Here is a 26,720-nt window from a genome sequence, read left to right on the forward strand (position 1 = left end):
AGGCGCCGCGCACGGCACGGGCACGATGGCGGCAGGACGTCGAGGAGAGGAAGGGGACGACGTGACCGAGGAACGGGGAGGACGACTCCCGGGCTACGGGAACGCGCCGTCGGCGCCCGGCGCCGAGCCCCGGCCGCCGGCCGAGCGACCGGTCGCGGTGCGGGTGGGGATCGGCGCGTTCATGGCCGCGCTGATCCTCGGCCTGGTGTCCTCGGTGGTCACGCTGTCCGACGTCGACGGGATCGTCGCGGAGGTGCAGGCCGCCTCGGGGGCCGAGGTCCCCGAGGCGACGGCGCGGGCCGCGTTCTGGGTCGGCGCGGGCTTCGGGGCGGTGCTGGTGGCCCTGGAGGCGCTGGTCATCCGGTTCGCCTGGACCGGGCGCAACTGGGCGCGGGTGGTGCTCCAGGTCCTCGGTGCGGTCAACGTCCTCGGCGGGCTGTCCGGCCTCACCGGTCCCGGGGCGACCGGCTCGGGGTTCCTCGGGTCGCTGTCGGTGTTCATCACCCTGATCAGCGCGGTCGGGCTCGTCGCGCTCGCCCTGCGGCCGGCCGCCGAGTGGTACCGGGCCGAGGGGGAGCGCCGGCGGTCGTCCGCCCGCTGACCACCGGCCGGGCGCGCTGCGCGTCCGGTGGTGGCCGGACGGCGGCCCGTCGATCATGATGCGCGGGCGACCGCCACGGGAGAGGACGGACATGACCGCAGGACAGGGCCCGCAGGGCTGGGACCAGCCGGGGCAGGACCCCTACGGCCAGGGCGCGTACGGCCAGGGCGCCCACGGCGGGTACGCGTCCGCGCCGGCGGCGCCCGACGGCTTCGGCGCGCCCGCCCCGGTCGAGCGCCCGTCGGCCGTGGTGCTGGGCGTGGGCGCCTTCGCGGCCACGCTCGTCCTGGGCCTGCTGAACGCCCTGGTCACGTTCGCGGACGTCGACGACTTCATCGCGCAGGTGCAGGCCGCCTCGCCCGACGTCGCGATCAGCGAGTCGGCGGCGCGGGCCGCCCTGGTCGCCGGCGCCGGCTTCGCGCTGGTCCTGGTGGCGCTGCAGGTCCTGTTCCTGTGGTTCGCGTGGAAGGGCCGCAACTGGGCGCGGATCGTGCTCTGGGTGCTGGGCGGCCTGGGCGTGGCCGGCTCGCTGGTCGGCTTCCTCGGCGGCGGTGCCCCGACCGTCTCGGGCCTGCTGACGGTGCTGTCCCTCGCCTCGCTCCTGCTCACCGTGGTCGGCATCGTGGCGCTGGCGCAGAAGCCGGCCAGCGCCTGGTACCGCTACCAGGGCTGGCTACGGGCACAGGGACGCTGAACCGTCGCCCGCGATCAGATCTCGTCACCATCTCGTCACCTCCGGTGGTGAACCGCTCGCCCGGCCGGCCCGAACACCGGACGTGACCACCACCGAGCAGGCCCCCGCGCCGGCCACCGGGCCGGACGGGGCCGCCCGCCCCGCCGGCCGCGGCACGCGCCGGCTGCTCGCCGCCCTCGCCGGGCTGCCGGCCGCCGCGGTCGCGCTGGGCGTGGCCGAGCTGGCCGCCGCGTCCGTGGGCCCGGCGTCCTCGCCGGTCGTGGCGGTCGGCGACACGGTCATCACCCTGGTCCCCGAGCCGGTGAAGCAGTTCGCCGTCGCGACGTTCGGCGAGGACGACAAGGTCGCCCTCGTCGTCGGCACGCTGGTCCTCGTCGCGCTGTACGCGGTGCTCGTCGGGCTGGTGTCGCTGCGCTCCCGGCGGACCGGCGTGGCCGGGATCGTGCTGTTCGGCGCCGTCGGCGCCCTCGCCGCGGCCACCCGGCCGGCGGGGGGGCCGCTCGACGCGCTGCCCTCCGTCGTGGGCGCGGGGGCCGGCGTCGTCGCCCTCCTCCTGCTGGTGGCCCCGCTGACCGTGCCGGCCCCCCGGAGTGACCACCAGGCGGTCACGGACCGGCTGCCCGGCGCGCCGCCGACGGCCGACCGCCAGGGCGCCGGCATGGACCGCCGCCGCTTCGTCCTCACCGGCGGCGCCGCCCTGGGCGCGGCCGCGGTCGCCGGCGGCGGCGGGCGGTTGCTGCAGCGCCGGTTCGACGTCAGCGGTGCCCGCGGAGACCTCACCCTCCCGACGCCGTCGTCCCCGGCCGCCGCGCTGCCCCCGGGCGCCGACCTCGCCGAGCGCGTCGAGGGGCTGACGCCGCTGTTCACGCCCAACCGCGACTTCTACCGGGTGGACACCGCGATCACCGTCCCGCAGATCCGCCCCGCCGAGTACCGGCTCGAGCTGACCGGGATGTTCGACTCCCCGCGCACGTACACGCTCGCCGACCTGTTCGACCGCGACGACGTCGTCGAGCGCGACGTCACGCTCACCTGCGTCTCCAACGAGGTCGGCGGCGGCCTGGCCGGCACCGCGCGCTGGACCGGCGTCCCGCTCGGCGCCCTCCTCCGCGAGAACGGCGTCTCCGACCGCTCCGACCAGCTGGTCTGCCGCTCGGCCGACGGCATGACCATCGGCGCGCCCACCCGCGCGGCGCTGCAGGTCGAGGACGCGATGATCGCCTTCGGGATGAACGGCGAGCCGCTGCCGGTCGAGCACGGCTTCCCGGTCCGGATGCTCATCCCGGGGCTGTACGGCTACGTCTCCGCCTGCAAGTGGATGACCTCGATCGAGGCCACCACCTACGACGCCTTCGACGCCTACTGGGTCCAGCGCGACTGGGCCGCCCAGGGCCCGGTCAAGGTGGCCTCCCGGATCGACACCCCGGCCCCCCTGCGCCGGTTCCGGGCCGGCCGGCGCCCGATCGCCGGCGTCGCCTGGGCGCAGACCCGCGGCATCGGCCGCGTCGAGGTCCGGGTCGACGACGGCGAGTGGCGGGAGGCCGAGCTCGCCCCGGCGGTGGACGCCGACGTGTGGCGGCAGTGGCGGCTGCCCTTCGACTTCGCCCCCGGCTCCTACCAGCTCACCGTCCGGGCCACCACGGCCGACGGCGAGGTGCAGACCGGGGAACGCGCCCGGCCCTTCCCGAACGGGGCCAGCGGCCTGCACTCCATCCGGGTGATCGCGACCTAGCGGCCCCCGCCCGCGGGGCGGCACCCGGCACACCCCAGAGCCCGTCTCGGCCACCCGGCCGCAGACGCCTCTCCCGACCCCTCGAACGGGCCGGGGGACCATGGACCGACGACCGAGGAGCACACCCCGTGAAGAGCACCCTGACCCGCGGCCTCCTGCTGGCCTCCGCCTCGACCCTCGCGGTCACCCTGAGCGCCTGCGGCTCGGAGGACACCGGCGCGGCCTCCGACGGCCCGCCCTCCGCCAGCAGCTCGCCGGCGGCGGACAGCGCCGACTCGACGGAGAGCAGCAGCCCGATGGCCGAGCCGGCGTCCGACGAGCCCTTCGGGGCCGCCTGCTCCTCGGTCCCGGCCGACGGCGAGGGCAGCTTCGCCGGCATGACCGACGACCCGGTGGCCACCGCGGCCAGCAACAACCCGGTGCTGTCGACGCTGGTGCAGGCGGTCATCCAGGCCAACCTGGTGGACACGCTGAACACCACCGACGACATCACCGTCATCGCCCCGGCCAACCCGGCGTTCGAGGCGATCCCGGCCGACCGGCTGCAGGCCGTGCTGGCCGACCAGGCGATGCTGACCCAGGTCCTGACCCACCACGTCATCCCGGGCCGGCTCTCGCCGGACCAGCTGGCCGGCACGCACACCACCGTGGCCGGCGACGAGGTCACCATCGACGGCTCGGGCGAGAGCTTCACCGTCGCCCGGACCGTGACCGGCACCCCGGCCTCGGTGATCTGCGGCAACGTGCAGACCGCCAACGCCACCGTCTACGTCGTCGACCAGGTCCTGGCGCCCGCGCAGGGCTGAGACGCGACGGCCACCGGCCCGGTTCCCTCGCGGGAGCCGGGCCGGAACCGTGCGTAGATTCGCCTCCATGACGGCGCCCGCTGCCCAGCCCGACCGCGACCGCCTGCTCGAGCTGGTCGTCGACCTCGCCGTCGTCCACGGGCGGGTCACGCTGTCCTCCGGGCGCGAGGCCGACTGGTACATCGACATGCGCCGGCTGACCCTCCACCACGAGGGCGCGCCGCTGGTCGGGCGGGTGATGCGCCAGCTCACCCGGGACCTGCGCTACGACGTCGTCGGCGGGCTCACCCTCGGCGCCGACCCGGTCGCCACGGCGATGCTGCACGCCGCCGCCGGCGGCGAGGGCTTCCTCGACGCGTGCGTGGTCCGCAAGGCCGGCAAGGCGCACGGGCTGCAGCGGCGGATCGAGGGGCCCGACGTCGCCGGGCGGGCGGTGCTCGTCGTCGAGGACGTCTCCACCACCGGCAGCAGCCCGCTGACCGCCGTCGAGGCGCTGCAGGAGGCCGGGGCCGAGGTCATCGCCGTCGCGGTGGTCGTCGACCGCGGTGGGCGGGCCGCCGTCGAGGCCGCGGGCCTGGAGTACCGCGCCGCCTTCGAGCTGTCCGACCTCGGCCTGTCGTAGCCGCGCAGATCCGCGGAGGTGCGCGGGACATCTCCGCGGACGTGCCCGGGATCGGCCGTACGGTGTGGCGGTGACCACACTCGCCACCGCGTGGGTCGACGAGCTCGCCGCCGTGCTCGGCCGCGACGGCGTCCTCACCGACCCCGACGTCACCGCCGCCTACGCCCGCGACCAGGCGATGCTCGCCGAGGCCGGCACCCCCGCCGCGGTCGTCCTCCCCCGGAGCACCGACGACGTCGCCGCGGTCATGCGGGTCGCCTCGCGGCACGGCGTCCCGGTCGTCCCGCGCGGCGCGGGCTCGGGGCTGGCCGGCGCGAGCAACGCCGTCGACGGCGCGATCACCATGGTCATGACCCGCATGGACGCCGTCCTGGAGGTCAGCGCCGCCGACCGGCTCGCCGTCGTCCAGCCCGGCGTGGTCAACAAGCAGCTGCGCGACGCCGTCGCCGGCTCCGGGCTGTTCTACCCGCCGGACCCCTCCAGCTACGACTGGTGCACGATCGGCGGCAACCTCTCGCAGAACTCCGGCGGCCTGTGCTGCGTGAAGTACGGCGTCACCACCGACTACGTGCTCGGCCTCGAGGTGGTCCTCGCCGACGGGCGGGTGCTGCGCACCGGGCGCCGCACGGTCAAGGGCGTCGCCGGCTACGACCTCGCCCGGCTGTTCGTCGGCTCGGAGGGCACCCTCGGCGTCATCACCGAGGCCACGCTCGCGCTGCGCCCGGCGCCGCAGCAGCCGGTGACCCTGGTGGCCACCTTCGCCACCACCGCGCAGACCGGGCAGGTGGTCGAGCGGGTGGTCACCTCAGGGCTGGTGCCCAGCCTGCTGGAGGTCATGGACAACACCTGCATCTGCGCCGTCGACGACCTGCTGCACGCCGACCTCGACCGGGCCGCGCACGCCCTGCTCGTCGCGCAGTCCGACGCCGGGGGCGAGGCGGCGCTCGCCGAGGTCGAGGCGCTGGCGCGGCTGTGCCGCGAGGCCGGCGCGGAGCTCGTGCACACCACCGCCGACCCCGCCGAGGGCGACCTGCTGCTCGCCGCCCGCCGGATGGCGCTGCCCGCGCTCGAGCAGCTGGGCAGCACGCTCATCGACGACGTCGCCGTGCCCCGCTCGCGGATCGCCGAGTTCCTCGACGGCTGCGACGGCATCGCCGTGCGGCGGGGACTGACCATCGGCGTCGTCGGGCACGCCGGCGACGGCAACATGCACCCGACGGTCTGCTTCGACCCCACCGACCCCGACCAGCGGGCGCGGGCGTTCGCCGCCTTCGACGACGTCCTGGAGCTGGGCCTGGCGCTGGGCGGCACGGTCACCGGCGAGCACGGCATCGGCTCGATCAAGGTCGAGTGGCTGGAGCGCGAGATCGGCGAGGTGTCGCTGGACGTGCACCGCCGGATCAAGGACGCCCTCGACCCGGCCGGCCTGCTCAACCCCGGCAAGGTGCTGCGCCGCAGGGGTTGAGACGGGGGCCTGTCGGGGGTTCCGCGCCCGGGAGATACTGACCGCCGACCAGCGTCGATCGACAGGAGTGCCCCGATGCCCATCGCGACCCCCGAGGTCTACGCCGACATGATCAGCCGGGCGAAGGAGGGCGGCTTCGCCTACCCGGCCATCAACTGCACCTCGTCGGAGACGATCAACGCGGCCCTCCGCGGGTTCGCCGACGCGGGCAGCGACGGCATCATCCAGTTCTCCACCGGCGGCGCGGAGTTCGGCTCCGGCACCCGGGTCAAGGACATGGTCACCGGCGCCGTCGCGCTGGCCGAGTTCGCGCACGTCGTCGCGGAGAAGTACCCGGTCAACGTCGCGCTGCACACCGACCACTGCCCCAAGGACAAGCTCGACTCCTACGTCCGGCCGCTGATCGCGCTGTCGAAGGACCGGGTCGACGCGGGCCAGGCGCCCCTGTTCCAGTCGCACATGTGGGACGGCTCGGCGATCGACCTGGAGGAGAACCTCCAGATCGCCGAGGAGCTGCTCGAGAAGACCGCGGCGGCCAAGATCGTACTCGAGCTGGAGATCGGTGTCGTCGGCGGCGAGGAGGACGGCGTCGCCCACGAGATCAACGAGAAGCTCTACACCGCCCCCGGCGACTTCGTGGCCACCGCCAAGGCGCTCGGCCTCGGGGAGCGCGGCGTCTACCTGCTGGCGGCGACCTTCGGCAACGTCCACGGCGTCTACAAGCCGGGCAACGTCAAGCTGCGCCCGGAGGTCCTCAAGCAGGGCCAGGAGGTCGTGTCGCAGGAGTTCGGCCTCGGGGACGGCGGCAAGCCGTTCAACTTCGTCTTCCACGGCGGCTCGGGCTCGCTGCAGTCGGAGATCCGCGAGGCGCTGTCCTACGGCGTCGTGAAGATGAACGTCGACACCGACACCCAGTACGCCTTCACCCGGCCGATCGCCGGGCACATGTTCAGCAACTACGACGGCGTGCTGAAGATCGACGGCGAGGTCGGCAACAAGAAGACCTACGACCCGCGCAGCTACCTCAAGGCCGCCGAGACCGGCATGGCCGCCCGCGTCGTCACCGCGTGCGAGGACCTGCTGTCGGCCGGCCAGTCGCAGGGCGCCTGAGCCGTGACCCACGCGCACCAGAACCTGCTCGGCGAGCCGCCGGCCACGCTGCTGCCCGGCGACCCCGAGGCGGAGGCCGCGCTGGCGGCCGGCACGGACCCCGCCGAGGTCGCCGCCGGCCACCCGCGGGCCAGCGCGGCCTGGGCGGCGCTGGCCGAGGCCGCGCTCGCGGACGGCCGCACCATCGAGGCCTACGCCTACGCCCGCACCGGCTACCACCGCGGCCTGGATGCGCTGCGGAGGAACGGCTGGCGGGGCCACGGCCCGGTGCCGTGGTCGCACGAGCCCAACCGGGGCTTCCTGCGCTGCGTCACCGTGCTCGCGCGCGCCGCCGAGGCGATCGGCGAGACCGACGAGCAGGAGCGCTGCACCCAGCTGCTGCGCGACTGCGACCCCTCGCTCGCACCCTGACCCGGGCTCCTTCCCCGGGACCCGGCCCGGATCACCCACGGTCACCGTGACGGGTGAGGCCGCCCCCGCACCACTGCGTTCACCGGGCGGGGCGGCCTCGCCGGGAGAACACTCCGTGTCCAGCGCGCCCCGCCGGGGCGCCCGTCACAGGAGGTGTCCGTGGCAACGCTCCTCTGGATCCTCGCCGTCGTCCTGGTGGTCGCCGGCATCTTCGCGATCCTCCGCAAGCAGCTGCTCTGGGGCATCGTGCTGATCGTCGTGGGCCTGTTGGTGGGCCCCGGCGGCGTCAGCCTCTTCACCTGACCCGCCCCCGGGCTCGGCGGCCTAGCGGTCGCCGAGCTCGGGGTGCAGCTCCTGCAGGCGGGCGGTCAGCGCGGTGAGCTCCTCACCGCCGGCCATGAGCCGGGTCAGGTCGTCGGCGTCGACGTCGGCGCGGGTGAGGTCGCCGGCCACCTGGCCGCGGGCCAGCAGCAGGAAGCGGTCGCCCACCAGGTGCGCGTAGCGCGGGTTGTGGGTGACGACGACGACGGCGAGCCCCTGCGCCCGCGCGCCGAGCACCGCCTGCCCGACCAGCGTGTGCTGGGCGATGGTCATCGGCTCGGTCGGCTCGTCGATCACCAGCGCCCGCGAGCCGTAGTGCACCGCCCGCGCGATCGCCAGGCTCTGCCGCGACCCCGGCAGGAGCGTGTTCACCGGCTGGTCGGGGTCGATGCCGGTGACGCCGATGCGGTCCAGGGCGCGCACGGTGGTCTCCCGGGCGGCGTCGACGTCCAGGCGGCGCAGCGGCCACGGCCGGCGGGTCGGCTCGGCGCCCAGGCACAGGTTGCGCCACACCGGCAGCAGCGGCGCGACGGCGAGGTCCTGCCAGACCGTGGCGATCCCCGCAGCCCGCGCCGCCCGGGGGCTGCGGAAGCGCACCGGGACGCCGTCGAGGAGCAGCTCGCCCTCGTCGTGCCGGCGCAGCCCCGACAGCACCGACACCAGCGTCGACTTGCCCGCGCCGTTCTCGCCGAGCACGCAGGTGATGCGACCGCCCTCCAGCGCGACCGCGACCCGGTCCAGCGCCGGCACGCCGCCGTGGCGGACGCTCAGCCCGCGCAGCTCCAGCACCGGTGGCACGGCGGTCACGAGCGCGGCGCGGCCCGCAGCCGGGCGCGCACCACCCCTCCCACCAGCAGCGCGACCAGCAGCACGACGCCGAGCAGCGCCTGCGACCAGCGCGGGTCCCACCCGGCGAGCTCCACGCCCTCGCGGGCGGCGGCGTAGAGCAGCGCGCCGACCGCGGCGCCGGCCATCGACCCCTGCCCGCCGGTCAGCAGGCAGCCGCCGATCACCGCGACCACCACGTAGTCGATGGCGCTCACCAGGGCCGGGGTGGCGCCGACGCTCGCGGCCGGCACTAGCGCCAGCGTGCCGAGCAGCCAGCCCGCCGTCGCGGTCAGCGCGTAGAGCACCAGCGTCGTCCGGCGGACCGGCACGCCCAGCTCGCGGGCCGCCCGGCGGGAGCCGCCCATCGCCAGCACCTCGTTGCCGAACCGCGTCCGCCACAGCAGCCAGCCGGCGCCCGCGGTGGCGGCCAGCCACCACAGCAGCGACACCGGGAAGGTGCCGCCGCCCACCTCGGCGGTGGCGCCGAACACGGCGGACGCCGAGGACCAGCCGGGCGCCTCGTCCAGGCCGCTGATCCGCGGCGCGCCCGCGACGAGCGGGACGCCGGACAGGGTGGTGCCCTGCAGCACCAGCGCGGTGGCGAGGGTGGCCAGGAAGCTCGGCAGCCCGGTGCGCACCACCAGCCAGCCGTTGACCAGCCCGACGGCGAGGGCCGCGGCCAGCGACGTCGCCAGCGCGGGCCAGATGCCCCACCCGGCGGGGCCGGCGAGCAGCGCGGTGAGGACGGCGCTGCCGAGGGTGACGGTGCCGATCGACAGGTCGAAGTGGCCGCCGACCATGAGCAGGCCCACCGCCACGCCGCCGATGCCGAGCAGCGCCGCGGCGTCGAGGACCCCGCCCAGCCCGGCCGGCGTGAGCAGGTCGGGCGTCCGGAGCCCGAACAGGACGAGGACGATCACCAGCCCGAGGACCGCGACCAGGCTGGGCCGGGCGAGGGCCCGGTCGAGCAGCCGCCGGCGCGGCGGGGCGACGCGGAACGCGGGCAGGCGGTCGACGGTCACCGGGCCACCGGGGGGAACGGTCGCAGGAGGGCCTCCTCGGTCTGGAGTCCCTCCAGTGTCCACGACGGCGGCCGCGATCGCGTCCCCCTCAGGGGCGCAGGCGCCAGCGCACCCGGTCGTCGGCGTACCAGGTCCAGCGGGAGACCGGCCGCGGGTAGGGGACGCCGTCGCGGGTGACCCGGGCCGGGTCGCTGGCCAGCTGCAGCGCGCGGCCGGAGCTCCGCCGCGGCGGGCGCATCAGCTGCGGGGAGACGACGACGCGGATCGTGTCGACGGCGGTCCAGTCCGGCCGCACGTCGATCCGCGCCACCATCCCGTCGGCCACCCGGGCGTCGTCGTGGTGGGCCTGCACGCCCAGGCGCGCGGCCAGCGGCAGCCGCCCCTTCCCGGCGGCCTCGTAGCGGCCGTGCTGCAGCAGCACCCCGCCGTGGTCGTCGCGGACCAGCGACAGCTCCCGCTCCCCGCCGCTGCCGATGCCCAGGTCCCGGGCCAGCCCCCGGGAGGCGCTGTCGTCGGCGGGGTCCCAGGACACCGGGACCTCCGCCGTCCGGCCGGCGGCGTGCAGCACGGCCAGCACGCCCGCGAGCGCCGGCACAGGGCCGCGCACCAGCAGGGAGTCCGCGTCCGGCGCCTCGGCGAGGACGGCCCGCTCGGGCGCCCGTCCGGGCGCGAGACCGCGCAGGTCGAACTCGACGAGGGGCATGCCGATACCCTGCCACCTGCCAGCCGGTCGACCGCCGGTGACGAGTCCTGAGGGGGACGACAGCGAGATGCCGGCAGTCGTGCTGATCGGCGCCCAGTGGGGCGACGAGGGCAAGGGCAAGGCCACCGACCTGCTCGGGGGCCGCGTCCCCTACGTGGTCCGCTACCAGGGCGGCAACAACGCGGGGCACACCGTCATCACGCCCGACGGCGAGCGCTACGCCCTGCACCTGATCCCGTCGGGGATCCTCACGCCGGGCTGCACGCCGGTCATCGGCAACGGCGTCGTCGTCGACCCGCAGGTGCTCATCGGCGAGCTCGCCGGACTGGAGGAGCGCGGCGTCGACACCTCGCGGCTGGTCATCTCGGCCGACGCCCACCTGATCATGCCGCACCACCGCGCGCTGGACCGCGTCACCGAGCGGTTCCTCGGCAAGCGCAAGATCGGCACCACCGGCCGCGGCATCGGCCCCGCGTACGGCGACAAGGTGGCCCGCACCGGCATCCGGGTGGCCGACCTGCTGGACCTGTCGATCCTGCGGCAGAAGCTCGAGGGCACCCTGATCGAGAAGAACCAGGTCCTGGTCAAGGTCTACAACCGCAAGGCCATCGACGTCGACGAGGTGGTCGAGGAGTACGCCGGCTACGCCGAGCAGCTCAAGGGCCGCATCGCCGACACCCGGCTGATGCTCGCCGACGCGCTCGACGCCGGCGAGTGGGTGCTGCTGGAGGGCTCGCAGGGCACCCTGCTCGACGTCGACCACGGCACCTATCCGTTCGTGACGTCGTCCAACCCGACGGCGGGCGGCGCGGCCACCGGGAGCGGCATCGGCCCCACCCGCATCTCCCGGGTGGTCGGGATCCTCAAGGCCTACACGACCCGCGTGGGCTCGGGCCCGTTCCCGACCGAGCTGTTCGACGCCAACGGCGAGTACCTGCGCAAGCAGGGCGGCGAGGTCGGCGTGACCACCGGCCGCGACCGCCGCTGCGGCTGGTTCGACGCCGTCGTCGCCCGCTACGCCAGCCGGGTCAACGGGATCACCGACTACTTCCTCACCAAGCTCGACGTGCTCTCCGGGCTGGAGACGGTGCCGATCTGCGTCGCCTACGACGTCGACGGCGTCCGGCACGAGGAGATGCCGATGACCCAGACCGGCTTCCACCACGCGAAGCCGGTGTACGAGGAGATGCCGGGCTGGTCCGAGGACATCCGGCACTGCCGCTCCTTCGACGAGCTGCCCGCCGAGGCGCAGGCCTACGTCCGCCGCCTCGAGGAGCTCTCCGGCGCGCGGATCAGCGTGATCGGCGTCGGCCCGGGCCGCGACGAGAACGTCGTCGTCCACGACCTGATCGACTGACGGAGGACCCCCTGCCCCCGCCACTCGCAGGCTCGCGGCGGGACCCTGCAGGGGCCTTCCCGTCGGGCGGCTCCGGTCAGGCGGCTCCGGTCAGGCGGCGGTGTCCACCGCGGTGTCGATCGCGGGGGCGGCCGTGTGCTCCAGCTCGGCGCGGGCGGCGACGACGACGTCGGGGTTGTCGGTGATGATCCCGTCGACCCCGAGGGCGAGCAGCAGCCGCGCGGCCCCGAGCGCGTCGCCCCGGGCGGCCGGGTCCTCGCTGCTGCGCAGGTGCCGCGGGAGGAACTCGTTCTCCGCCGCCAGCGTCCACGGCACCACCGTGAGGCCGGCGGCGTGCGCGCGGGGCAGCAGGTCGGACACGCCGGTCATCCGCTGGTCGGCGTCGCGCAGCAGGACGTGGTCCACGCAGGGCGCGATGCCCTGCGCGTAGGTGGACACCGCGCGCAGCCCGGCGTTGGTGAGCAGGTGGTCGTCGCAGGCGGTGACGTCGACCAGCTGGAACATGGTCGGGCCGTCGTCCCCGAGGTCGGCGCGCAGCCGGCGCAGGGCCGCGGCGTCGAAGGACTGGACGACGACGGTGCCGTCGGGGGAGGTCGCGTCCAGCCGCCGCAGCTCGGCGGCGACCAGCTCGACCATCGGCTGGCCGCGCTCGGCCGACCAGCTGGGCTTCTTGAGCTCGGCGAGCACGCGCACCTGCCGCAGCGGCGTCGACCGCCGGCGGGCCAGCTCCACGACCTCCTCGAGGGTGAGGACCCCGAACTGGCCGTCGTAGGCGGTGTTGAGCGGGCGCAGGTCCGGCCGCCGCTCGACGGCGCGCAGGGTGCGCAGCTCGGCGAGGGTGAAGTCCTCGGCGAACCAGCCGGTGCGCCGCTTGCGGCCCACCCGGCGCGTGGTGCGGCGGTCGGCGAACTCCGGCCGGGTGGCGACGTCGGTGGTGCGCGACAGCTCGTTCTCGTGCCGCGCGATCAGCGCGCCGTCCTTCGTGACGACGATGTCGGGCTCGATGAGGTCGGCGCCCATGTCGATGGCCAGCTCGTAGCTGGCGATCGTGTGCTCCGGCCGGTAGGCGCAGGCACCGCGGTGCCCCACCACGAGCGGACGGGAGGACCGGGCCACGGCGGGAGTCGCAAGCGACTCGATCGCGTGCATGCCGTCCAGAACACCCGACCGAGGTGTCGGGATGGCGAACGCGGACTGGCGAGTCTCTGAGAATTGGGAGGACACCGCGCTGACCTGCGCGGGACCATCCACCCCGTGACACATCTCTCAGGGATCGGCTGGTCCCGGGCGCGTCTGGCGCAGCTCCCGCCGGGGACCGAGCCCGGACGGGTGGCGCGGGTCGACCGCGGCCGGCTGACCGTGCTCACCGCCGACGGCGAGCGGCGCGTGCACCCCGCCGCCGCGCTGCACGACCCCGACGGGGTGGCGGCACCCGCGGTCGGCGACTGGGTGGCGCTGCGCGGGGAGCTCGCCGTCGCGCTGCTGCCCCGCACCTCGGCGTTCACCCGCACGGTCGCCGGGCGCACCTCCGCCGCGCAGGTCGTCGCCGCGAACCTGGACCTGGTCCTCGTCGTCGACGCGCTCGCCGGCCCGACCCGGGCCCGCCGCGTCGAGCGCTACCTCGCCGTCGCGTGGGGGAGCGGGGCGACGCCGGTCGTCGTCCTCACCAAGGCCGACCTGTGCGACGACGTGGCCGCCGCCGTCGCGGAGGTGGCCGAGGACGCCGTCGGCGCGCAGGTGCTGGCCGTCAGCGCGCGCACCGGCGCGGGCCTGGACGCGCTGCGGGCGCTGCTCGGGCCCGGCGTGACGGCGGCGATGGTGGGGCCGTCCGGCGTCGGGAAGTCCTCGCTGGCCAACGCGCTGGCCGGCCGCGAGGTGGCGCCCACCCGGGAGATCCGGGAGGCCGACGGCCGCGGCCGGCACACCACCACCTCCCGCGAGCTGCACGTCCTGCCCGGCGGCGGCCTGCTCGTCGACACCCCCGGCATGCGGGAGCTCGGCCTCTACGACGACGAGGGCGTGGACACCGCCTACGCCGACGTCGCCGAGCTGGCCGCCCACTGCCGGTTCCGCGACTGCGAGCACCGCACCGAGCCCGGGTGCGCCGTCGCCGCGGCGATCGACGAGGGCCGGCTCGACCCGGGCCGCCTGCTGGGCTGGCGCAAGCTGCAGGCCGAGGCGCGCCGCCAGCTGCTGCGGGCCGACGCCCGCGCCCGCGCCGCCGAGCACCAGCGGGTCAAGGCGCTGCACCGGGCGTACCGGTCCCAGCCGAACCGGGTGCGGTAGCAGGCCCCGTCCAGGGCACCGCCCCGAGCGTGCGCGGGGTGGGGAGGACGGGGTCCTTCATGGGTAGGGTCGCGGTCCGTGCGCGTGCTCGTGATCGGCTCCGGTGCCCGGGAGCACGCCCTGTGCGTCGCTCTGCAGTCCGACCCCGCGGTGACCGCGCTGGCCTGCGCGCCGGGCAACGCGGGCACCGCCCGCATCGCCGAGCAGGCCGCACTCGACGTCGCCGACCCGGTGGCGGTGGCCGCGCTGGCCACCGGCTGGGCCGCCGACCTGGTCGTCGTCGGCCCCGAGGTACCGCTGGTCGCCGGCGCCGCCGACGCCGTCCGCGACGCCGGCGTCGCCTGCTTCGGCCCGTCGCAGCAGGCCGCGCAGATCGAGGGCAGCAAGTCCTTCGCCAAGCACGTCATGGCCGCCGCCGGGGTGCCGACCGCCCGCTCCTGGCCCGTCGGCGGGCCCGCCGAGCTGGAGACGGCGCTCGACGAGGCAGGCGCGCCGTACGTGGTCAAGGACGACGGGCTGGCCGCCGGCAAGGGCGTCGTCGTCACGACCGACCGGGACGCCGCGGTCGCCCACGGGCACCGGGTGCTCGACGCCGGGGGAGCGGTGCTGGTCGAGGAGTACCTCGACGGCCCGGAGGTGTCGCTGTTCGCCGTCACCGACGGGACGACGGTGCTGCCGCTGCTGCCCGCGCAGGACCACAAGCGCCGCGACGACGGCGACGCCGGCCCCAACACCGGCGGGATGGGCGCCTACGCCCCGCTGCCCTGGGCGCCGCCGGGCCTGGTCGACGAGGTGCTGGCCACCGTCCTGCAGCCGACCGTCGACGAGATGCGCCGCCGCGGCGAGCCGTTCAGCGGGCTGCTCTACGCGGGCCTGGCGCTGACCTCTCGCGGCGTGCGGGTGGTCGAGTTCAACGCCCGCTTCGGCGACCCCGAGACCGAGGTGGTGCTGCCGCTGCTGGAGACCCCGCTGGCCGGGCTGCTGCACGCCGCGGCCACCGGCACGCTCGCCGACCACCCGCCGCTGCGCTGGCGCGACGGCGCGGCGGTCACCGTCGTCGTCGCGGCCGAGGGCTACCCCGAGCGGCCGCGCACGGGCGACCCGATCGCCGGCGCCGACAGCGAGGGCGTGCTGCACGCGGGCACCGTCGTGGATGCCGAGGGCACCGTCCGCTCGGCCGGCGGGCGGGTGCTCGCGGTGACCGCCACGGGCGCCGACCTCGCCACCGCGCGGCAGGCCGCCTACGAGCGGGTGGCCGCCGTCCGGCTGGCCGGCGCGCACTGGCGCAGCGACATCGCGCTGGCCGCCGTCGAGGGGCGCATCAGCGTTGGCTGACCCCGCCGACCGCATCTGGGACCGCGCCTGCGACCCGGACGTCCCGGCGACCCACCCCGGCGACGCCGCGCTGGCCGCGGTGCTCCTCTGCCACGGGATGGCGATGAACGGCGGCCTGCTGCACGCGGTCGAGGGCCTCGGGCCCGGCCGCCGCGCCGCCGCGGTCACCGGCTTCCGCCTGCTGGGGCTGGACGCGGCCGCCGACGCGGTGGAGGACGTCGCCCGGGAGGCCGCCGCGCTGCGGGAGGACGACGCCGACGCGGCCGAGCGGCTCGAGGTCGAGGCCGGCCGGCGCTACGACGCCGCGCTCCCGGAGTGGGACGAGACGATCGACCGGGCGTTCCGCGCCCACCTCGCCGCCCACCCGGGGGCCTACGCCCCGGCCGGGGACGTCCCCTAGCCGCGGACGCCGACCGCCGGCCTCGCCCGCTCGGGCCGCGGCTCGGGCGGGCGCGGGCCGTCGTGCCGGCGGGACAGGTAGGTGCCGGCGACGTTCGCGCAGGCCACCACCGGCACCGCGATCAGCGCGCCGAAGATCCCGGCGACCAGCAGGCCGGCGGCGATCGCCAGCACGACCGCCAGCGGGTGCACGTGCACCGCCTTGCCCAGCAGCAGCGGCTGCAGGACGTGCCCCTCGAGCTGCATGACCAGGACGACGATCGCCAGCGCGATCAGCGCCTTGATCGGGCCGACGGCGACCAGCGCGACCAGCACCGCGATCGAGCCGGCCAGGAACGACCCGATGATCGGGATGAACGCGCCGAGGAACACCAGCGCGGCCAGCGGGATCACCAGCGGCACGCCGAGGACCGCCAGGCCGACGCCGATGCCGACGGCGTCGACCAGCGCCACGGCGACGGTGGCGCGGACGTAGGAGATGAGCGTGCGCCACGACCGGCGGGCGGCCTCGTCGATGAACGCGCGCGAGTCGCGGGGGAACAGGCCGACCAGCCACAGCCAGATGGACCGGCCGTCCTTGAGGAAGAAGAAGAGCGTGAACAGCGCCAGGACGACGCCGGTGAACACCTCGCCGACCGTGGCGGCCGTGGTGAGCGCGCCGGTGGCCAGCGTCTCCCGGTTGGACACGATGGCGTCCTGGGCGGCGGTCACCGCGTCGTCGATCTGCCGCTGGGTGACCGGGAAGGTCTCGACGACGAAGTCGCGGATCTGGTCCAGGCCCTGGCTGACCTGGTCGGCGAGGTCGGAGAAGCCGGCGCTGAACCGCTCGACGACCAGCGTGATGATCCCGGCGACGACGGCCAGCCCGACCAGCAGCATCGCCATCGCGGCCAGCGACCGCGGCCACCCGCGCCGGATGAGCGCGGCCGCACCCGGCTGCAGCAACGCCGCCAGCAGCAGCGCGACCATGACCGGGACGATCACCACGGCGACGTACGCCGCCGCGTAGAGCAGCACGTACAGCCCCGCGAGGACGACGATCAGCCGCCACGACCAGGCCGCCGCCGTGCGCAGCGCGCCGGGCACCGCGGCGTCGCCCTGCGGGGCCTCGCGGCCCGGGCCCAGCAGCCGGCGGCCGCGCTCGGCGGCCCGGTGCGGGCGCCCGCCTTCCGGGGGGCCGCTCACCCCGCCCGCACCCAGCGGCCCGTCGAGGTCGGGGGCGCCGGGCTCGGGACTGCCGAGCGGCGGCTCACCGTCGGCCAGCGGGTCGGCGGGACCGGCGTCGGCCTCCTCGTCGTACACCTCGTCGTGCACCAGGATCGCCCGGTCGTCGTCGCGCTCGGGCCACGCGTGCGGGTCCCGCTCACCCGCCGCCCGGATGCGCTCGCGCGCGCGGGCGACCAGGGAGCCGGCCTGTCGCAGCATGGGGTCCTCCGCGGTCGGTGGGGGCCGTTCTCGATCACGCTAGCGCTGCGGGAGGATGCTCCCGTGTTCCGACGACTCGACCGGCTGCCGGGGGTACCCGCGTGATCGACCGCTACACGCTCCCCGAGATGGGCCGGGTCTGGAGCGACGAGCACAAGTACGAGCTGTGGTGCCGGGTGGAGACGCTGGTGCTGGAGGCGCACGCGGCCGCCGGGCGGGTCCCGGCCGACGTCGTCGAGCCGGTGCGCAACGCCCCGCCGCCGACCGCCGCCCGCGTCGCGGAGATCGAGGAGACGACGCAGCACGACGTCATCGCCTTCCTCACCGCCTGGGCCGACAACACCGAGCCCCGCTCGGCGGCGGCCTACGTGCACCACGGCATGACGTCGTCGGACCTGCTCGACACCGCGCTCGCCGTGCAGCTCACCGAGGCCACCGACGTGCTGCTGGCCAAGGCCGACCGGCTGGTCGCCGCGTTGCGCCACCACGGCCTGGCGCACCGGCAGACCCTGCGGGTCGGGCGCACGCACGGCGTGCACGCCGAGCCGGTGGTGTGGGGGCACCGGGTGGCCGACCTCGCGTTCGCGACGGCCCGCTCCCGCGACCGGCTGCGCGCGGCACGCGAGCGTGTCGGCGTCGTCGCGATCTCCGGCGCCGTCGGCACCTACTCGCTCATCGACCCGTCGGTGGAGGTCGTGGTCGCCGAGGCGCTCGGGCTGCGGCCGGCCGACGCCTCCACCCAGGTGGTCATCCGCGACTCGATCAGCGAGTGGGTCGCCGCGCTGGCGGTCATCGCCACCGTCTGCGAGACCATCGCGCTCGAGGTCCGGCACGGGCAGCGCACCGAGGTGCGGGAGCTGTCGGAGGCCTTCGGCTCCGGCCAGAAGGGCTCCAGCGCGATGCCGCACAAGAAGAACCCGATCCGCTCGGAGCGGATCGCCGGGCTCGCGCGGGTGGTGCGCGCCGCCGTCGTCCCGGTGATGGAGGGCATCCCGCTGTGGCACGAGCGGGACATCTCGCACTCGTCCACCGAGCGGGTGTTCCTCCCCGACGCCGCGATCACCACCGACTACCTGCTGCACCTGACCACCGGCCTGGTGGAGAACCTGGTCGTCGACGTCGACCGGATGCGGGCCAACCTCGACCTCACCGGCGGGCTGATCTACACCTCCGCCGTGCTGCTGGAGCTGGTCGAGTCCGGGCTCTCGCGCGAGGACGCCTACGCGCTGGTGCAGGGCGCGGCGATGGAGACGTGGAACTCCGGGACGCCGTTCCGGTCGACGCTGCGCACCCGCGCGGACTCCTCCGGCGTGACGCTCGACGAGGCGCGGCTGGACGAGATCTGCCGCCCCGAGGGCTACGTGCGCAACCTCGGCCCGCTGTTCGACCGGCTGGCCGCGCTGACGTGACCGTGGACCTGCCCCTGGTCGCCCGCGGCAAGGTGCGGGAGGTCTACGACGCCGGCGACGACCGCCTCCTGCTGGTCGCCTCCGACCGGATCTCGGCCTACGACCACGTGCTGCCGACGCCGATCCCGGACAAGGGGCGGGTGCTCACCCAGCTGTCGGTGTGGTGGTTCGAGCAGCTGACGCCGGTGCTGTCCGCGTTCGGCGCCACCCACCACCTGGTGTCGGCCACCGACGTGCCGGCCGGCGTCGCCGGGCGGGCGATGCTCGTGCGGCGGCTGGACATGCTGCCGGTCGAGTGCGTGGCGCGCGGCTACCTGTCCGGCTCGGGGACCGTCGAGTACTCGCGCACCGGTTCCATCCGCGACGTGCCGCTCCCGCCCGGGCTGGTCGAGGGCTCGCGGCTGCCGGAGCCGGTGTTCACGCCGTCGACGAAGGCCGAGGTGGGGGAGCACGACGAGGCGATCGACTTCGCGCGCGTGGTGTCCCTCGTCGGCGCCGCGCGGGCGGAGGAGCTGCGGGAGCTGACGCTGGCGCTGTACCGGCGGGGCGCGGAGGTCGCCGCGGGGGCGGGCATCCTGCTGGCCGACACGAAGTTCGAGTTCGGCCTCGGTGCCGACGGCGGCCTGGTGCTCGGCGACGAGGTGCTCACGCCGGACTCGTCGCGCTTCTGGCCGGCGTCGTCGTGGGCGCCCGGGGCCCCGCAGCCCTCGTTCGACAAGCAGTACGTCCGCGACTGGCTGACCTCCTCGGGCTGGGACCGCGTCTCGCCACCGCCGGAGCTCCCCGACGACGTCGTCTCCGCCACCCGCGAGCGCTACGTCGCCGCCTACGAGCAGCTGACCGGCACCTCCTTCCGCTGATGCGGACGCGCGCGGGCATCGGGTACCGCTCCGGCGGGTCGGGCGGGGACCTGCTCCTGCTGCTGCACGGGCTCGGCGCGACCGGCGCGGTGTGGGACCGGCTGCTGCCGCTGGCCGAGCGGTCCTGGCCCGGGTCCTGGGCGGTCCCCGACCTGCGCGGGCACGGCCGCTCCGTGGCCGAGCCGCCCTACGGGTACGCGGTGCACGCCGCGGACGTGGCCGCGGTGGCGGCCGACCGCGGGGCCACGCGGGTGACCGTGCTCGGGCACTCCTTCGGCGGCGTCGTCGGCGCGGTGCTCGCCGGCGGCTGGTACGGCGTCGACGTCGTCCGGGTCGTCGCGGTCGGGGTCAAGATCGACTGGACCGACGACGAGGTCGCGCGGGCCCGCTCGCTGGCCGGCCGCCCGCCGCAGGTGTTCCCGACCGCCGCCGAGGCCGCCGCGCGGCACCTGCGGCTGGCCGGGCTGACCGGGCTGGTGGACCCGGCCTCCGGGGTGGCCCTCGCCGGGGTCCGCGAGGCCGGCGGCGGGTTCACCGCGGCGCTGGACCCGCGCGTGTTCGGCGCCGTCGGCCCGCCGGTCGAGGAGGTCCTGTCCCGCGCGGAGGCGCCGCTGCGGCTGGCCGCCGGCGCGACCGACCCGATGGTCGGTCTCGACGCGATGCGACGGGTCGACCCCGGTGCGGTGCTGCTCGAGGACGCCGGGCACAACGCGCACTGGGAGGCCCCCGAAGCCGTGTGGCGCCTCGTCGCCCCCTGACGCCCTCGCGAGATCGGCGGTCTCGTGGTCATCAGCGCTCGATCGCCACGAGAGCGCCGATCTCGCGCGGACCTGTGGACGATCGGAGCGGGGGTGGCGCCGTCCTGGGCAGAGTGCGCGGATGCCGACCCGACGTGTGCGGTCCCGTCTCACCGGCCCCGCGACCCGGGCCCGGGCGCTGGACGCCGGCATCCGCGACTGGCAGCTGCGGCACGCCGACGTCGAGCGCCTCTCCCGCGACACCTACCTGCCGCGGGCGCTGTCCGGCGAGGTGCGGTCCCGGCTCGCCGCCGTCCTGCTCACGGCTCCTCCCGGCGCCGTGGCCAGTCACGCGACCGCCGCGGCGCTGTGGGACGTGGAGATCCCGCTGCAGGACCGTTCGGACCGGAGGGTCGACGTGACCGTCCCGATGAGCTCGCGTCCGGGGAGCCGCCGTGACCGCCGGGTCCACCGCACGCCGCTGCCCGCCGAGGACGTGACCCGGCGGGGCTCGGTGCCGGTGACCACCCCGGCGAGGACGTGGCGGGACCTCGCCGGGGTCCTGCAGCCGCCCGCGCTGCTCGCCGTGACCGACCAGCTGCTCGACCGCTGGGTGTCGCGGTCCGACCTCGACCGCCAGCTGGCCCGGCGGCCGGCCGGCCGCGGATCGGCCCGCGCCCGCGCCGTCCTCCCGGTCGCCGACCCCCGCGCCGAGTCCCCGATGGAGTCGGTGCTGCGGTGGCTGCTGCACGCCGCCGGTCTCCCCGTCCCGGCCCTCCAGCACGTCGTCCGCGACGCCACCGGGCGGCAGCTCGGCCGGGCGGACCTGGCGTGGCCCGACCGGCGGGTGCTCGTCGAGTTCGACGGCGACGTCCACCGTGGGCGGGACGTCTTCGTCGGCGACCTGCGCCGGCAGAACCGGCTCGTCGCCGCGGGGTGGACGGTCCTCCGGTTCACCTCCGCGGACGTCCTCGGCAGGCCCGACGACGTCGTGACGGAGGTCCGCCGGGCCCTGCGCTGACGAGATCGGCGGTCTGGTGGCGATCAGCCGCCGATGGCCACGAGACCGCCGATCTCGCGGGGACGGGCAGGCCGGGTGCGGGGCCCGGGTACGCTCGGGAGCCGTGCCGCAGGTGGTCGTCGACGTCGTCCTCAAGCCGGAGATCTCCGACCCGCAGGGGCAGGCGGTGCTCGGCGCACTCGGCCGCCTCGGCCACACGCAGGTCACCGGGGTCCGCCAGGGCAAGCACTTCGTCCTCGACGTCGAGGGCACCCCGGACGAGGCGGAGCTCAAGCAGATCGCCGAGACGCTGCTGGCCAACCCCGTCATCGAGGACGTCGAGCTGCACCTGCCGGGGGCCTGAGCCGTGCGCATCGGGATCATCACCTTCCCGGGCTCCCTCGACGACGTCGACGCCGCCCGCGCGGTGCGGCTGGCCGGCGCCGAGCCCGTCGTCCTCTGGCACGCCGACCACGACCTGAAGGACGTCGACGCCGTCGTCCTGCCCGGCGGCTTCTCCTACGGCGACTACCTGCGCGCCGGCGCCATCGCCGCCCGCGCGCCCCTGGTGCAGGACGTCGTCGACCGGGCGCGGGAGGGCATGCCGGTCCTCGGCATCTGCAACGGCTTCCAGGTCCTCTGCGAGGCGGGGCTGCTGCCCGGCGCGCTCACCCGCAACAGCCACCTGCACTTCCGCAACCGGGACCAGCGGCTGCGCATCGAGCGGGCGGACACCGCGTGGACCTCGGCCTACGCCGAGGGCCAGGAGATCGTCGTCCCGGTGAAGAACGGCGAGGGCCGCTACGTCGCCGCGCCGGCCGAGCTCGAGCGGCTCGAGGGCGAGGGCCGGGTCGCGGTCCGGTACGTCGGCGGCAACCCCAACGGCAGCCTGCGCGACGTCGCGGGGGTCACCAGCGAGGACGGCCGGGTCGTCGGGCTCATGCCCCACCCCGAGCACGCCGTCGAGGACCTCACCGGGCCGTCGACCGACGGGCTCGGCTTCTTCACCAGCGTCCTGAAGGCGGTCGTCAGCGCATGACGCAGGGTCTCTCCGACCTCGACACGGGCCCCGGCCCGCTGGCCGACCGGCTCGACACCGTCGCGCTCGCGGAGAGCACCCCGGACGTCGGGCAGCCCTTCGCCGAACTCGGCCTGAAGAGCGACGAGTACGCGCGGATCCGCGACATCCTCGGCCGGCGGCCCACCACCGCCGAGCTGGCCATGTACTCGGTCATGTGGAGCGAGCACTGCTCCTACAAGAGCTCCAAGGTGCACCTGCGCCGGTTCGGCGACCTGCCGCGCAGCGAGCACCTCCTGGTCGGCATCGGCGAGAACGCCGGCGTCGTCGACGTCGGCGACGGCTACGCGGTCACCTTCAAGGTCGAGTCGCACAACCACCCCAGCTACGTCGAGCCCTACCAGGGCGCGGCCACCGGGGTCGGCGGCATCGTCCGCGACATCCTCACCATGGGCGCCCGGCCGGTCGCCGTCATGGACTCGCTGCGCTTCGGCCGGGCCGACGCCCCCGACACCGCCCGGGTGCTGCCCGGCGTCGTCGCCGGCGTCGGCGGCTACGGCAACTGCCTGGGCCTGCCCAACATCGGCGGCGAGCTGCTGTTCGACGAGTGCTACGCCGGCAATCCGCTGGTCAACGCGCTGTGCGTCGGCGTGATGAGGCACGAGGACGTCCGCCTGGCCAAGGCCGAGGGCGCCGGCAACAAGGTCGTCCTGTTCGGTGCCCGCACCGGCGGTGACGGCATCGGCGGCGTGAGCGTGCTGGCCAGCGAGACCTTCGACCAGGAGGGTCCGGCCAAGCGGCCGAGCGTGCAGGTCGGCGACCCGTTCACCGAGAAGCTGCTCATCGAGGCCTGCCTGGAGATCTTCGCCGCCGACCTGGTCACCGGCATCCAGGACCTCGGCGGCGCCGGGCTGTCCTGCGCCACCTCCGAGCTGGCCAGCGCCGGCACCGGCGGCATGCACGTCGACCTCGACCGCGTCCCGCTGCGCGACAGCACCCTGACGCCCGCCGAGATCCTCATGAGCGAGTCGCAGGAGCGCATGTGCGCGATCGTCGAGCCGGCCAAGGTGGACGCCTTCCTCGCCGTCTGCCGCAAGTGGGACGTGCTGGCCACCGTCATCGGTGAGGTCACCGACGGCGACCGGCTCACCGTCGACTGGCACGGCGAGCGCATCGTGGACGTCCCGCCGCGCACCGTCGCCCACGAGGGCCCGGTCTACGAGCGGCCGATGCAGCGCCCCGCCGACCTCGACGCCCTGCAGGCCGACGACCCGGCCGCGCTGCCCCGCCCGGCCACGCCTGAGGAGCTCACCGCGCACTGGCTGGCCGTCGTCGCCAGCCCCGACGGCGCGGACAAGACCTGGGTGACCGAGCAGTACGACCGCTACGTCCGCGGCAACACCGTGCTCGCCCAGCCCGACGACGCCGGCGTGGTCCGCATCGACGAGGACACCCACCGCGGCATCGCCCTCGCCCTGGACGGCAACGCCCGATTCACCCGGCTGGACCCCTACGCCGGCGCGCAGCTCAACCTCGCCGAGGCCTACCGCAACGTCGCCGTCACCGGCGCCCGGCCGCTGGCGGTCACCAACTGCCTGAACTTCGGCTCCCCCGAGGAGCCCGAGGTCATGTGGCAGTTCGCCGAGGCCGTCCGCGGCCTGGCCGACGCCTGCCGCGCCCTCGGCCTCCCGGTCACCGGCGGCAACGTGAGCCTCTACAACCAGACCGGCGACGTCGCCATCAACCCGACGCCGGTCATCGGCGTCCTGGGCGTGCACGACGACGTCCGCACCCGGGTCCCCACCGGCTGGCGGGCCGCCGGCGAGACCGTGCTGCTGCTGGGCGAGACCCGGCCGGAGTTCGGCGGGTCGGCGTGGGCGAGCGTCGTCCACGGCCACCTCGGCGGCCGCCCGCCGGCCGTCGACCTCGAGGCCGAGCACACCCTCGGCGAGCTGCTCGGGGCCCTGGGCCGCGAGGGCCTGGTCACCTCCGCGCACGACCTCGCCGACGGCGGCCTGGCCCAGGCGCTGACCGAGTCCGCGCTCCGCTACGGCACCGGGGCGACGCTGCGGCTCGGGGACGACGCGTTCACCGCGCTGTTCAGCGAGTCCGGCGCCCGCGCCGTCGTCACCACGACCGACCCCGAGGCGGTGCGCACCACCGCCGAGTGGGCCGGCGTCGCGGTCACCGAGCTCGGCACCACCGGCGGCGACGTCCTCGCCGTCGAGGGCGTCGGCGAGCTGCCGCTGGCCGAGCTCCGGGCGGCGTGGACGGCGACCCTCCCGGCGCTGTTCGGGTCGCCGGAGGCCACCGTGGGCACCGTCCCGGCGGGCACCGTCCCCACCAGCTGATGCCCGCGCAGCAGCCGATCCCCGCCGAGGAGCTGCGCGCCGCCGTCGACGCCGTCCGCCCCTGGCTGGCCGGGGAGGCCGAGCAGCCCCCGCGGTCGGTGCTGGGCGCCGCGGTGAAGACGACCGCGCGGTGGCTGGCCCAGCAGGTACCCGGCCGCTCGGTGGAGCTGCGGGTGCCGCCGCACGTCGCCGTCCAGCTGGTGCCCGGGCCGCGACACACCCGGGGCACGCCGCCGAACGTCGTCGAGACCGACGCGGCCACCTGGCTGCGGCTGGCCACCGGCGGGCTCGGCTGGGCCGAGGCCGTCGCCGGGGGGCTGGTCAGCGCCAGCGGCAACCGCGCCGACCTGTCGGCCCACCTGCCGCTGCCTCCGCTGCGGCGGACCTGTACGCAGGACCTCAGCCGGTGAACAGCGTCAGCGCGGTCTTGACCGTCTGGTACAGCCCGTAGGCCAGCGGGACGCCGACCAGCGTCCACGCGAACGCGATCAGCCCGGTGGGCGTGTGCACGGGCTGCTGCCCGTCGGGCGAGGTCGTCTTCGACAGCGGCGTGCTCATCGGGCGGCGCTCCGTTCCGGGGTCGAGGGGGCGGCCGGGGCGGCGTCGCGGTGCGGCTCGTGCCACTTGCTGGCCACCGGCCGCACCAGCAGGTTCGCGACGAACCCGACGGCCAGCAGGCCGACCATGATGAACAGCGCCGGCCGGTAGTTGGCCGCCACCAGGCTGCCCGGCTCACCCTGGGTGTCCAGGACGCTGTTGACGATCAGCGGCCCGGCAACACCGGCCGCCGACCACGCGGTGAGCAACCGGCCGTGGATGGCGCCCACCTGGTAGGTGCCGAACAGGTCGCGCAGGTAGGCGGGGACGGTGGCGAACCCGCCGCCGTAGAACGAGATGATCACCGCGGCGAGCAGCACGAACACCCAGGTGGCGCTGTTGCCGATGGTGGCCAGCGCGACGTAGAGCAGCAGGCCGACGCCGAGGTAGACCATGTAGATCGGCTTGCGGCCGATGTAGTCCGACGTCGAGGACCACACGAAGCGGCCGGCCATGTTGCCCAGCGACAGGACCCCGACGAAGCCGGCCGCCGCGGTCCCGGCCACCAGCGACGTGTCCCCGGTGCGGAAGAAGTCCTGGATCATCGGCGCGGCCTGCTCGAGGATGCCGATGCCCGCGGTGACGTTGCAGAACAGCACCACCCAGAGGAGCCAGAACTGCGGGGTCTTGATCGCGTTGTTGGCCGAGACGCTCTCGGTGGTGACCAGGGCCTTCTGCTTGATCGTCGACGGGTCGAAGCCGGCGGGCCTCCAGCCCTCGCCGGGCACCCGCACGATGAAGGCGCCGAACATCATGAACACCAGGTAGAGCGCGGCGAAGGTGAAGAACAGCGCCGCGACGGCGTCCCCGTTCGGCACCGAGCCCTGGGTGCCGGGGTCGTAGGCCGGGTCGTACCAGCTCATCACCTGCCGGGACAGTGGCGAGGCGATCAGCGCGCCGCCGCCGAAGCCCATGATGGCCATGCCGGTGGCCAGGCCCGGCCGGTCGGGGAACCACTTGATCAGCGTGGAGACCGGCGAGATGTAGCCGATGCCCAGGCCGATGCCGCCGATGACGCCGTAGCCGAGGTAGACCAGCCACAGCTGGCGGGTCTCGATCCCCAGCCCGCCCACGAGGAAGCCGGTGACCCAGAGGCAGGCCGCGGTGAACATCGCCGCGCGGGGGCCGTTGCGGTCGACCCACGTCCCGAACAGGGCGGCCGACAGGCCCAGCATGACGATGGCGATCGAGAAGATGATGCCGATCGCCGTCAGCGACGTGTCGAAGTGCTCGACCAGCGCGGGCTTGTAGACGCTCGTGGCGTAGGCCTGCCCGATGCACAGGTGCACCGCCAGGGCCGCCGGCGGGATCAGCCAGCGGTTGAAGCCGGGACGGGCGACGATGCGCTCACGGCGCAGGAAGCCGGGCAGCGCCACGGGGGACCTCCACGGGGACGACGACTGCGGGGAACGCTACGGCCGGGTTCGGGAACCTGCCCGTCGGGGCGGGGTTCCCGGCCAGCGGGAGCAGCGGGCGCGGACCCCGCCGGGCCGCCCATAGGCTCCCGGCATGGCCTACGAGGTGAGGGGCGTCGTCGCCCGCGGCAAGGGAGAACCGGTCAGCGTCGAGACGGTCCTGGTGCCCGATCCGGGGCCGGGTGAGGCGGTGGTCGACGTCGCGGCCTGCGGCGT

Annotated in this window: 28 protein-coding genes; 21 read left to right on the forward strand and 7 right to left on the reverse strand. The window is 75.5% G+C overall.

What is annotated here, in order from left to right; all coding sequences use genetic code 11:
- Positions 1–61: 61 nt before the first annotated feature.
- From ACI8AB_RS10905 to ACI8AB_RS10945, 9 genes are all read left to right on the forward strand, one after another.
- Positions 62–601, forward strand: a complete 540-nt coding sequence (locus tag ACI8AB_RS10905) for a hypothetical protein (protein ID WP_456950148.1) — start codon at positions 62–64, stop codon at positions 599–601.
- Positions 602–692: 91 nt separating this feature from the next.
- On the forward strand, positions 693–1,295 hold the full coding sequence (locus tag ACI8AB_RS10910; RefSeq protein WP_456950149.1) for a hypothetical protein: 603 nt from the start codon (positions 693–695) through the stop codon (positions 1,293–1,295).
- 82 nt (positions 1,296–1,377) lie between these two features.
- Positions 1,378–3,027: a molybdopterin-dependent oxidoreductase gene (locus ACI8AB_RS10915; RefSeq protein WP_456950150.1), complete on the forward strand. Its 1,650-nt coding sequence runs from the start codon at positions 1,378–1,380 to the stop codon at positions 3,025–3,027.
- 128 nt (positions 3,028–3,155) lie between these two features.
- Complete coding sequence (locus tag ACI8AB_RS10920; RefSeq protein WP_456950151.1) at positions 3,156–3,833, forward strand: fasciclin domain-containing protein; 678 nt, start codon at positions 3,156–3,158, stop codon at positions 3,831–3,833.
- 67 nt (positions 3,834–3,900) lie between these two features.
- Positions 3,901–4,455, forward strand: a complete 555-nt coding sequence (gene pyrE, locus ACI8AB_RS10925) for an orotate phosphoribosyltransferase (RefSeq protein WP_456950152.1) — start codon at positions 3,901–3,903, stop codon at positions 4,453–4,455.
- A gap of 70 nt (positions 4,456–4,525) precedes the next feature.
- Positions 4,526–5,920: an FAD-binding oxidoreductase gene (locus tag ACI8AB_RS10930; RefSeq protein WP_456950153.1), complete on the forward strand. Its 1,395-nt coding sequence runs from the start codon at positions 4,526–4,528 to the stop codon at positions 5,918–5,920.
- Positions 5,921–5,995: 75 nt separating this feature from the next.
- The gene (fbaA, locus tag ACI8AB_RS10935) at positions 5,996–7,030 is read left to right on the forward strand and encodes a class II fructose-bisphosphate aldolase (protein WP_387992097.1); all 1,035 of its coding nucleotides are present in this window, start codon (positions 5,996–5,998) and stop codon (positions 7,028–7,030) included.
- 3 nt (positions 7,031–7,033) lie between these two features.
- On the forward strand, positions 7,034–7,441 hold the full coding sequence (locus tag ACI8AB_RS10940) for a DUF3151 domain-containing protein (RefSeq protein ID WP_456950154.1): 408 nt from the start codon (positions 7,034–7,036) through the stop codon (positions 7,439–7,441).
- 159 nt (positions 7,442–7,600) lie between these two features.
- A complete protein-coding gene (locus ACI8AB_RS10945; RefSeq protein ID WP_387992103.1) occupies positions 7,601–7,744 on the forward strand; it encodes a GPGG-motif small membrane protein in 144 nt (47 codons plus the stop codon).
- A gap of 21 nt (positions 7,745–7,765) precedes the next feature.
- Here ACI8AB_RS10945 and ACI8AB_RS10950 read toward each other — a convergent pair whose 3' ends face one another.
- The 3 genes from ACI8AB_RS10950 to ACI8AB_RS10960 form a co-directional block, all read right to left on the reverse strand.
- Positions 7,766–8,569, reverse strand: coding sequence for an ATP-binding cassette domain-containing protein (locus ACI8AB_RS10950; protein ID WP_456950155.1), 804 nt, complete (start codon positions 8,567–8,569; stop codon positions 7,766–7,768).
- The gene (locus ACI8AB_RS10955) at positions 8,566–9,612 is read right to left on the reverse strand and encodes an ABC transporter permease (protein WP_456950156.1); all 1,047 of its coding nucleotides are present in this window, start codon (positions 9,610–9,612) and stop codon (positions 8,566–8,568) included. Before ACI8AB_RS10955 ends, ACI8AB_RS10950 begins: the two co-directional genes overlap by 4 nt.
- A gap of 88 nt (positions 9,613–9,700) precedes the next feature.
- Positions 9,701–10,315 (reverse strand): hypothetical protein, encoded by a 615-nt coding sequence (locus ACI8AB_RS10960; RefSeq protein ID WP_456903921.1) that lies wholly within the window; start codon positions 10,313–10,315, stop codon positions 9,701–9,703.
- 67 nt (positions 10,316–10,382) lie between these two features.
- On the opposite strand from ACI8AB_RS10960, the gene ACI8AB_RS10965 reads away from it, so the two are divergent.
- A complete protein-coding gene (locus tag ACI8AB_RS10965) occupies positions 10,383–11,672 on the forward strand; it encodes an adenylosuccinate synthase (RefSeq protein ID WP_456950157.1) in 1,290 nt (429 codons plus the stop codon).
- Between the two features lie 90 nt (positions 11,673–11,762).
- Here the strand turns inward: ACI8AB_RS10965 and ACI8AB_RS10970 are convergent, their stop codons facing one another.
- Positions 11,763–12,764 (reverse strand): glycerophosphodiester phosphodiesterase family protein, encoded by a 1,002-nt coding sequence (locus tag ACI8AB_RS10970; RefSeq protein ID WP_456950158.1) that lies wholly within the window; start codon positions 12,762–12,764, stop codon positions 11,763–11,765.
- Positions 12,765–12,926: 162 nt separating this feature from the next.
- Between ACI8AB_RS10970 and rsgA the strand changes: the two genes are divergently transcribed.
- The 3 genes from rsgA (at position 12,927) to ACI8AB_RS10985 (ending at position 15,693) form a co-directional block, all read left to right on the forward strand.
- Positions 12,927–13,958: a ribosome small subunit-dependent GTPase A gene (rsgA, locus tag ACI8AB_RS10975; RefSeq protein ID WP_456950159.1), complete on the forward strand. Its 1,032-nt coding sequence runs from the start codon at positions 12,927–12,929 to the stop codon at positions 13,956–13,958.
- A 78-nt stretch (positions 13,959–14,036) separates the two neighbouring features.
- On the forward strand, positions 14,037–15,293 hold the full coding sequence (gene purD / locus ACI8AB_RS10980; RefSeq protein ID WP_456950160.1) for a phosphoribosylamine--glycine ligase: 1,257 nt from the start codon (positions 14,037–14,039) through the stop codon (positions 15,291–15,293).
- Positions 15,286–15,693 carry a DMP19 family protein gene (locus ACI8AB_RS10985; protein WP_456950161.1) on the forward strand — a complete coding sequence of 136 codons (408 nt, stop codon included), beginning with the start codon at positions 15,286–15,288 and terminating at the stop codon, positions 15,691–15,693. The genes purD and ACI8AB_RS10985 overlap by 8 nt, the downstream gene beginning before the upstream one ends.
- Here the strand turns inward: ACI8AB_RS10985 and ACI8AB_RS10990 are convergent.
- Entirely contained in the window at positions 15,690–17,117 is a 1,428-nt protein-coding gene (locus ACI8AB_RS10990; RefSeq protein ID WP_456950162.1) for an AI-2E family transporter, read from the reverse strand. The two genes, ACI8AB_RS10985 and ACI8AB_RS10990, sit on opposite strands and share 4 nt — an antisense overlap.
- Before the next feature lie 101 nt (positions 17,118–17,218).
- Here ACI8AB_RS10990 and purB point away from each other — a divergent pair, with 101 nt between their 5' ends.
- The 8 genes from purB (at position 17,219) to ACI8AB_RS11030 (ending at position 24,902) form a co-directional block, all read left to right on the forward strand.
- Positions 17,219–18,526: an adenylosuccinate lyase gene (purB, locus tag ACI8AB_RS10995; RefSeq protein ID WP_456950163.1), complete on the forward strand. Its 1,308-nt coding sequence runs from the start codon at positions 17,219–17,221 to the stop codon at positions 18,524–18,526.
- Positions 18,527–18,528: 2 nt separating this feature from the next.
- The gene (locus ACI8AB_RS11000; protein ID WP_456950164.1) at positions 18,529–19,386 is read left to right on the forward strand and encodes a phosphoribosylaminoimidazolesuccinocarboxamide synthase; all 858 of its coding nucleotides are present in this window, start codon (positions 18,529–18,531) and stop codon (positions 19,384–19,386) included.
- Complete coding sequence (locus ACI8AB_RS11005; RefSeq protein ID WP_456950165.1) at positions 19,386–20,144, forward strand: alpha/beta fold hydrolase; 759 nt, start codon at positions 19,386–19,388, stop codon at positions 20,142–20,144. Before ACI8AB_RS11000 ends, ACI8AB_RS11005 begins: the two co-directional genes overlap by 1 nt.
- Positions 20,145–20,265: 121 nt before the next feature.
- Positions 20,266–21,144, forward strand: coding sequence for an endonuclease domain-containing protein (locus ACI8AB_RS11010; RefSeq protein WP_456950166.1), 879 nt, complete (start codon positions 20,266–20,268; stop codon positions 21,142–21,144).
- Positions 21,145–21,247: 103 nt separating this feature from the next.
- A complete protein-coding gene (gene purS / locus ACI8AB_RS11015; protein WP_387992145.1) occupies positions 21,248–21,487 on the forward strand; it encodes a phosphoribosylformylglycinamidine synthase subunit PurS in 240 nt (79 codons plus the stop codon).
- A gap of 3 nt (positions 21,488–21,490) precedes the next feature.
- A complete protein-coding gene (purQ, locus tag ACI8AB_RS11020) occupies positions 21,491–22,162 on the forward strand; it encodes a phosphoribosylformylglycinamidine synthase subunit PurQ (protein WP_456950167.1) in 672 nt (223 codons plus the stop codon).
- Positions 22,159–24,492 (forward strand): phosphoribosylformylglycinamidine synthase subunit PurL, encoded by a 2,334-nt coding sequence (purL, locus tag ACI8AB_RS11025; RefSeq protein ID WP_456950168.1) that lies wholly within the window; start codon positions 22,159–22,161, stop codon positions 24,490–24,492. Before purQ ends, purL begins: the two co-directional genes overlap by 4 nt.
- A complete protein-coding gene (locus ACI8AB_RS11030) occupies positions 24,492–24,902 on the forward strand; it encodes a sterol carrier family protein (RefSeq protein ID WP_456950169.1) in 411 nt (136 codons plus the stop codon). Before purL ends, ACI8AB_RS11030 begins: the two co-directional genes overlap by 1 nt.
- Here ACI8AB_RS11030 and ACI8AB_RS11035 read toward each other — a convergent pair.
- Both ACI8AB_RS11035 and ACI8AB_RS11040 read right to left on the reverse strand, forming a co-directional pair.
- Positions 24,892–25,050 (reverse strand): MFS transporter small subunit, encoded by a 159-nt coding sequence (locus tag ACI8AB_RS11035; protein WP_387992157.1) that lies wholly within the window; start codon positions 25,048–25,050, stop codon positions 24,892–24,894. The two genes, ACI8AB_RS11030 and ACI8AB_RS11035, sit on opposite strands and share 11 nt — an antisense overlap.
- Positions 25,047–26,465 (reverse strand): OFA family MFS transporter, encoded by a 1,419-nt coding sequence (locus ACI8AB_RS11040; protein ID WP_456950170.1) that lies wholly within the window; start codon positions 26,463–26,465, stop codon positions 25,047–25,049. Before ACI8AB_RS11040 ends, ACI8AB_RS11035 begins: the two co-directional genes overlap by 4 nt.
- Positions 26,466–26,720 lie beyond the last annotated feature (255 nt).

This window comes from Geodermatophilus sp. SYSU D00698 (assembly GCF_054050335.1).

Bases quoted from the DNA above. Each gene is read 5' to 3' on its own strand.
- ACI8AB_RS10910 (WP_456950149.1), top strand. From the start codon at position 693: ATGACCGCAGGACAGGGCCCGCAGGGCTGGGACCAGCCGGGGCAGGAC.
- pyrE (WP_456950152.1), top strand. From the start codon at position 3,901: ATGACGGCGCCCGCTGCCCAGCCCGACCGCGACCGCCTGCTCGAGCTG.
- fbaA (WP_387992097.1), top strand. From the start codon at position 5,996: ATGCCCATCGCGACCCCCGAGGTCTACGCCGACATGATCAGCCGGGCG.
- ACI8AB_RS10960 (WP_456903921.1), bottom strand. From the start codon at position 10,315: ATGCCCCTCGTCGAGTTCGACCTGCGCGGTCTCGCGCCCGGACGGGCG.
- ACI8AB_RS10965 (WP_456950157.1), top strand. From the start codon at position 10,383: ATGCCGGCAGTCGTGCTGATCGGCGCCCAGTGGGGCGACGAGGGCAAG.
- ACI8AB_RS10990 (WP_456950162.1), bottom strand. From the start codon at position 17,117: ATGCTGCGACAGGCCGGCTCCCTGGTCGCCCGCGCGCGCGAGCGCATC.
- ACI8AB_RS11005 (WP_456950165.1), top strand. From the start codon at position 19,386: ATGCGGACGCGCGCGGGCATCGGGTACCGCTCCGGCGGGTCGGGCGGG.
- ACI8AB_RS11010 (WP_456950166.1), top strand. From the start codon at position 20,266: ATGCCGACCCGACGTGTGCGGTCCCGTCTCACCGGCCCCGCGACCCGG.
- purL (WP_456950168.1), top strand. From the start codon at position 22,159: ATGACGCAGGGTCTCTCCGACCTCGACACGGGCCCCGGCCCGCTGGCC.
- ACI8AB_RS11030 (WP_456950169.1), top strand. From the start codon at position 24,492: ATGCCCGCGCAGCAGCCGATCCCCGCCGAGGAGCTGCGCGCCGCCGTC.
- ACI8AB_RS11035 (WP_387992157.1), bottom strand. From the start codon at position 25,050: ATGAGCACGCCGCTGTCGAAGACGACCTCGCCCGACGGGCAGCAGCCC.